The organism is Nevskiales bacterium, from assembly GCA_035574475.1.
GTDB lineage: Bacteria > Pseudomonadota > Gammaproteobacteria > Nevskiales > DATLYR01 > DATLYR01.
Map to the genome: position 1 here is coordinate 1 of DATLYR010000085.1, position 3,783 is coordinate 3,783.

The 3,783-nt window shown below is 68.3% G+C and carries 6 protein-coding genes and 1 riboswitch; of the genes, 1 reads left to right on the forward strand and 5 read right to left on the reverse strand.

What is annotated here, in order from left to right; all coding sequences use genetic code 11:
* The 5 genes from VNJ47_04660 to VNJ47_04680 all read right to left on the reverse strand — a co-directional run.
* Positions 1-756: TonB-dependent receptor plug domain-containing protein (locus tag VNJ47_04660; GenBank protein ID HXG28124.1), on the reverse strand; the 756-nt coding region annotated here is incomplete at its 3' end.
* Between the two features lie 115 nt (positions 757-871).
* Positions 872-1,112: riboswitch (cobalamin riboswitch) on the reverse strand.
* A 28-nt stretch (positions 1,113-1,140) separates the two neighbouring features.
* Positions 1,141-1,794: a hypothetical protein gene (locus VNJ47_04665; protein ID HXG28125.1), complete on the reverse strand. Its 654-nt coding sequence runs from the start codon at positions 1,792-1,794 to the stop codon at positions 1,141-1,143.
* An 8-nt stretch (positions 1,795-1,802) separates the two neighbouring features.
* On the reverse strand, positions 1,803-2,120 hold the full coding sequence (locus VNJ47_04670; GenBank protein ID HXG28126.1) for a hypothetical protein: 318 nt from the start codon (positions 2,118-2,120) through the stop codon (positions 1,803-1,805).
* A gap of 16 nt (positions 2,121-2,136) precedes the next feature.
* A complete protein-coding gene (locus VNJ47_04675) occupies positions 2,137-2,439 on the reverse strand; it encodes a hypothetical protein (protein HXG28127.1) in 303 nt (100 codons plus the stop codon).
* Positions 2,440-2,591: 152 nt separating this feature from the next.
* Positions 2,592-3,197, reverse strand: a complete 606-nt coding sequence (locus VNJ47_04680; protein HXG28128.1) for a hypothetical protein — start codon at positions 3,195-3,197, stop codon at positions 2,592-2,594.
* 55 nt (positions 3,198-3,252) lie between these two features.
* Between VNJ47_04680 and VNJ47_04685 the strand changes: the two genes are divergently transcribed.
* Positions 3,253-3,735 carry a peptidylprolyl isomerase gene (locus VNJ47_04685; protein HXG28129.1) on the forward strand — a complete coding sequence of 161 codons (483 nt, stop codon included), beginning with the start codon at positions 3,253-3,255 and terminating at the stop codon, positions 3,733-3,735.
* The last annotated feature ends 48 nt before the right edge of the window (positions 3,736-3,783 follow it).

Sequence of the window (3,783 nt, forward strand, 5' to 3'; positions counted from 1 at the left end):
GGCGTCGATGTCGCTGTCGAACTCGACCCGCCGCAGCGTGAAATCCAGCGTGCTGGCCGCGGTCGGCTGTGCCGAGGCATAGGCCGCGAGCGTCTTGTTGTCGTAGGCGTCGTCCTCGTCGCCGTCCGGGAAGGCGGACACGCCGTCGGTTTCGGACAGGTTGAAGGTCAGGCCGTAGTTCAATCCGGCATCGCCCCCGTGCAGGCCGCCGCGCGCCGCATGGCTGCCATAGCGGCCGGTTTCGAGCTGCACGCGGTTGCGCGCACCGGCGCCGCGCCGGGTGAAGATCTGGATCACGCCGCCGATGGCGTCGGAGCCGTACAGGGTGCTCTGCGGCCCGCGCACGACCTCGATCCGCTCGATGTCGTCCACCGCCAGCCCGGCGAAGTCGAACTGGTTGGTCGGGTTGCTGGGATCGGTGGCCTCGATGCCGTCGATCAGCACCAGCACGTGGTTCGACTCGGTGCCGCGCAGGAACACCGACACCTGCTGGCCCGGCCCGCCGCTGCGCACCACGTCCAGCCCCGGCACCGTGCGCAGCAGGTCGGCAACGTCGGTCTTCTGGCTTTTTTCGATCTGCGCGCCGGTGATGACCGTGACCGAGCTGCCCACCTGCTCGGCCGGGGTTGCGCCGCGTGTGGCGGTGACCACCGTGGCCGGCAATACGGGGGCCTCATCCGGGGTCTCGGCCAACAGGCCGAACGGGAAACTGAGGATCAATGCCGCAAGAATGCGGCCGGTTTGCTGGCGGCTCATGACGCACACTCCGTAGTCCACGCACACCCGCGTGGGGTTGTTGGGAGATGCGCGGAAGACTCGGAAGGTGGCTGTCGGCGGCAGGGGCCGGCAGCACACGCTGTCGCCCTCCGCGACATCGGCTTATGCGTCAGGCCGGTCTCCGGGCTCGCGAGCGCCGCTTCCTTCGATGTCGAAGTCGCGGCCGCCAGTCACCTTCCCATCCTTGAAGAACAGTGGTGATCGACTGGCTTCTGCTCGCCTACCGTTGCGGGGGCAGCGCCGGAATGGTTCTCGCGTGGGCGACAACGCACCGGCTTCCCGTTTCACCCCGGCCGGCGGATCGCCGCCGGGGCACCTGGCGCAGGAGCGGAACTGTAAACCAAGCCCTGTGGCTTGTCATCGTCAGGGCGCAGCACCTGGCTCGGTGATCTTGATTGGCGCCAGCGTGTGCTTGCTGCCGTAGACGTCGTACCACTCGCGCGATTGCGCGCTCAGACGCAGATCCTCCCAGACGACGTAGGGCTCGGTGCCCAGCGTGCGCCCCATGTTGCTGGTGGCATAGATGATGTTGCTGGCGATGCGCAGGTTTCCGTCCTGCCGCTCCCATACGCTGACCGCGGTCTTGCGCAGCTGCACGCCGTTGCGCTGCAGGCGTGCCCAATAGCCGATCGCCTCGCGCGGCGCGAAGCTTGCGCTCCACAGGCGGTCGTTGAAGAACTCCAGCTTGAGCCGACCGGCGTGTCCAAGGTGCTGATAGGCGGGGACCACGAAGCTATCGAGCTTGTAGGGCGGGTAGTCGTCCGTGCCCTCGACGTGCAGGCGCTCGACCGACCAGGCCAGGCCCGTGGCCTGCAGCTGCTGCGCCACCTGCTGCTGGCTGTCGTAGCTGCGAAAGCCGTCGATCAGCGTGACGCGCGGCTCCTCGACGCGCAGGTAGGCGCTGAAGTCGGGCCGGGCCTGCCTGCCCCGCCACCACTCCGGTTTCAGCCACAGGACCAGTGCGACCGCCGCAAGCGCCGCCGCAGCCCCCACCCGCAGCCAGCGACGCCGGTCCATGCGCGACCTCAGGCCAGCAGGCCGCCGATCAGCGCGCCGAGCAGCAGCGGGCCGATCTGCACCAGCACCAGCACGAAGGCACTGGCACCGAAGATCGCACCCACGATCGGCAGTCCGGTGAGGCTGGCGCCGAGCACGAACAGCGCGACCGCCAGCACCAGCGCAGGCAGGATTGCCGCCAGCAGGCCGGCACCGACGCCGCCCGCCAGCCTGCCGCCCACGATGCCGGCGATCAGCGGCCCGATCCCGGGCAGCCAGAACAGCAGGATGGACAGCAGGATCATCCAGAACGCGCCCATTAACACACTGCCATCGTTGTCGGCCATGGCCGTCCTCCGTGAATCACTTGTCGGGATCGCTGGGGCGGCTGCACTCGCCCAGCGTGCGCGAGTACAGGTTCGCGCCCTCGCAGGTGCTGATGCACTTGAGCCAGACCTGCCGGATGGCGAGCGACAGGCCCTGCTGCGGACGCCCGCGCACGTGCTTGCGACATTTGCGCGGCGTGGCCTTGATCGCGCAGGCACGCTGCTGTTCGAAGCTGGTGGCGGTCGCCGTGCAGGCCTCGACCGTGCGCAGCACCTCTTCGTTCAGCGCGGCACCGGCCGCCGCCGGCAGCAGCAGGAGGGTCAGCATCAGCGCAGGCACGTCATTCCTCCACGGCCGGTCATTGCGCTCAAGACTAGGCCAGCAGCGAAAAATCGGCAACGAACCGCCCCGTGGCGAAGACCATTCGCCCCACCGATCGCCATATGAAAAGACTGCCCCGGCACCGGCGGGACGTGCCGCGGCGGCCAGGCTCATGAGGACGGTTTCAGCAGATCGAGCAGCTCGCGCACACGCGGATCTTCGGGGAACTTGCGCTGCAGGACCAGCGCCACGCCGTAGGCATCCAGGTGCGCGATGCCGCGGCCCAGCTCGCTGCCCGGAATCGGAATCACGCGCAGTTTCGGATCGGCACCCTCGGCCAGCAGCAGGCGCAGCAGTTCCGGCTGGCGCCCGATGACGGCGCCATGCAAGGGCGTGAGGCCCACTGCGCTGTATTGGTCGATGTCGCAGCCCAGCTGCAACAGCAGGTGAATGGTCTGCTGTACGCGCTCGCTGTCGTTGTCGTACAGGCCATAGGCACTGGTCGCCAGGCCAACCGGACCCTCCGGCGAGCTCGGCAGGAAGGGACAGCGTCCCTCTTTCTTCAGCTGCCGTTGTGCCCGCCAGGCGCGTAAACGCTCACCGCTGACGGCCTGCACGATGAGTGAGCCAGCGTCGCTTTGCAGGTCTTCTGCCCGTGGCGGCTCGGGCTCGCAGCCGGCCAGCACCAGGGCCAGCAGGGCCAGCAGGGCCGACGCCAGGCCGGCAGAAACGGGGCCATCACGCATGATGGCGATGATACCGCAGCCCCGCGCCATGGCCGCACTGCGCTACAATGCAGGTTCTTTCACCCCTTCCCTTCACAGGTTTCCCATGCAGATCACCGACCGCCGCGTGGCGCAGTTCCACTACACGCTCACCAATGACCAGGGCGAGGTGCTCGACTCCTCCGTCGGCCATGAGCCGCTGACCTACCTGCACGGCAAGGGCAACATCGTGCCGGGGCTGGAGAAGGCGCTGGAAGGCAAGCAGGCCGGCGACAAGCTCAAGGTGTCGGTGCCGCCGGAGCAAGGCTACGGCCCGATCCATCCCGAGCTGATCCAGTCGGTGCCGCGCGAAGCCTTCCAGGGCGTGGCGGACATCCAGGTCGGCATGCGCTTCCAGGCCGAGACCGGCCACGGCCCGGTGCTGGTGCGCGTGACCGGGGTCGGCGCGGATACCGTGACCGTGGACGGCAACCACGAACTGGCCGGCCAGACGCTGCACTTCGAGGTCGAGGTGACGAACGTGCGCGACGCCAGCGTCGAGGAAGTGCTGCACGGCCATGCCCATGGCCCGGGCGGCCACCCGCATTAGTAGGGCGGATGGTGCGAATCTTTTCCCTCCCCCTCGAGGGGGGAGGGT

What these genes read in the sequence shown, in the direction of transcription:
- VNJ47_04665 (HXG28125.1), bottom strand. Translation starts at nt 1,794, where the DNA reads ATGGACCGGCGTCGCTGGCTGCGGGTGGGGGCTGCGGCGGCGCTTGCG.
- VNJ47_04670 (HXG28126.1), bottom strand. Translation starts at nt 2,120, where the DNA reads ATGGCCGACAACGATGGCAGTGTGTTAATGGGCGCGTTCTGGATGATC.
- VNJ47_04680 (HXG28128.1), bottom strand. Translation starts at nt 3,197, where the DNA reads ATGGCGCGGGGCTGCGGTATCATCGCCATCATGCGTGATGGCCCCGTT.
- VNJ47_04685 (HXG28129.1), top strand. Translation starts at nt 3,253, where the DNA reads ATGCAGATCACCGACCGCCGCGTGGCGCAGTTCCACTACACGCTCACC.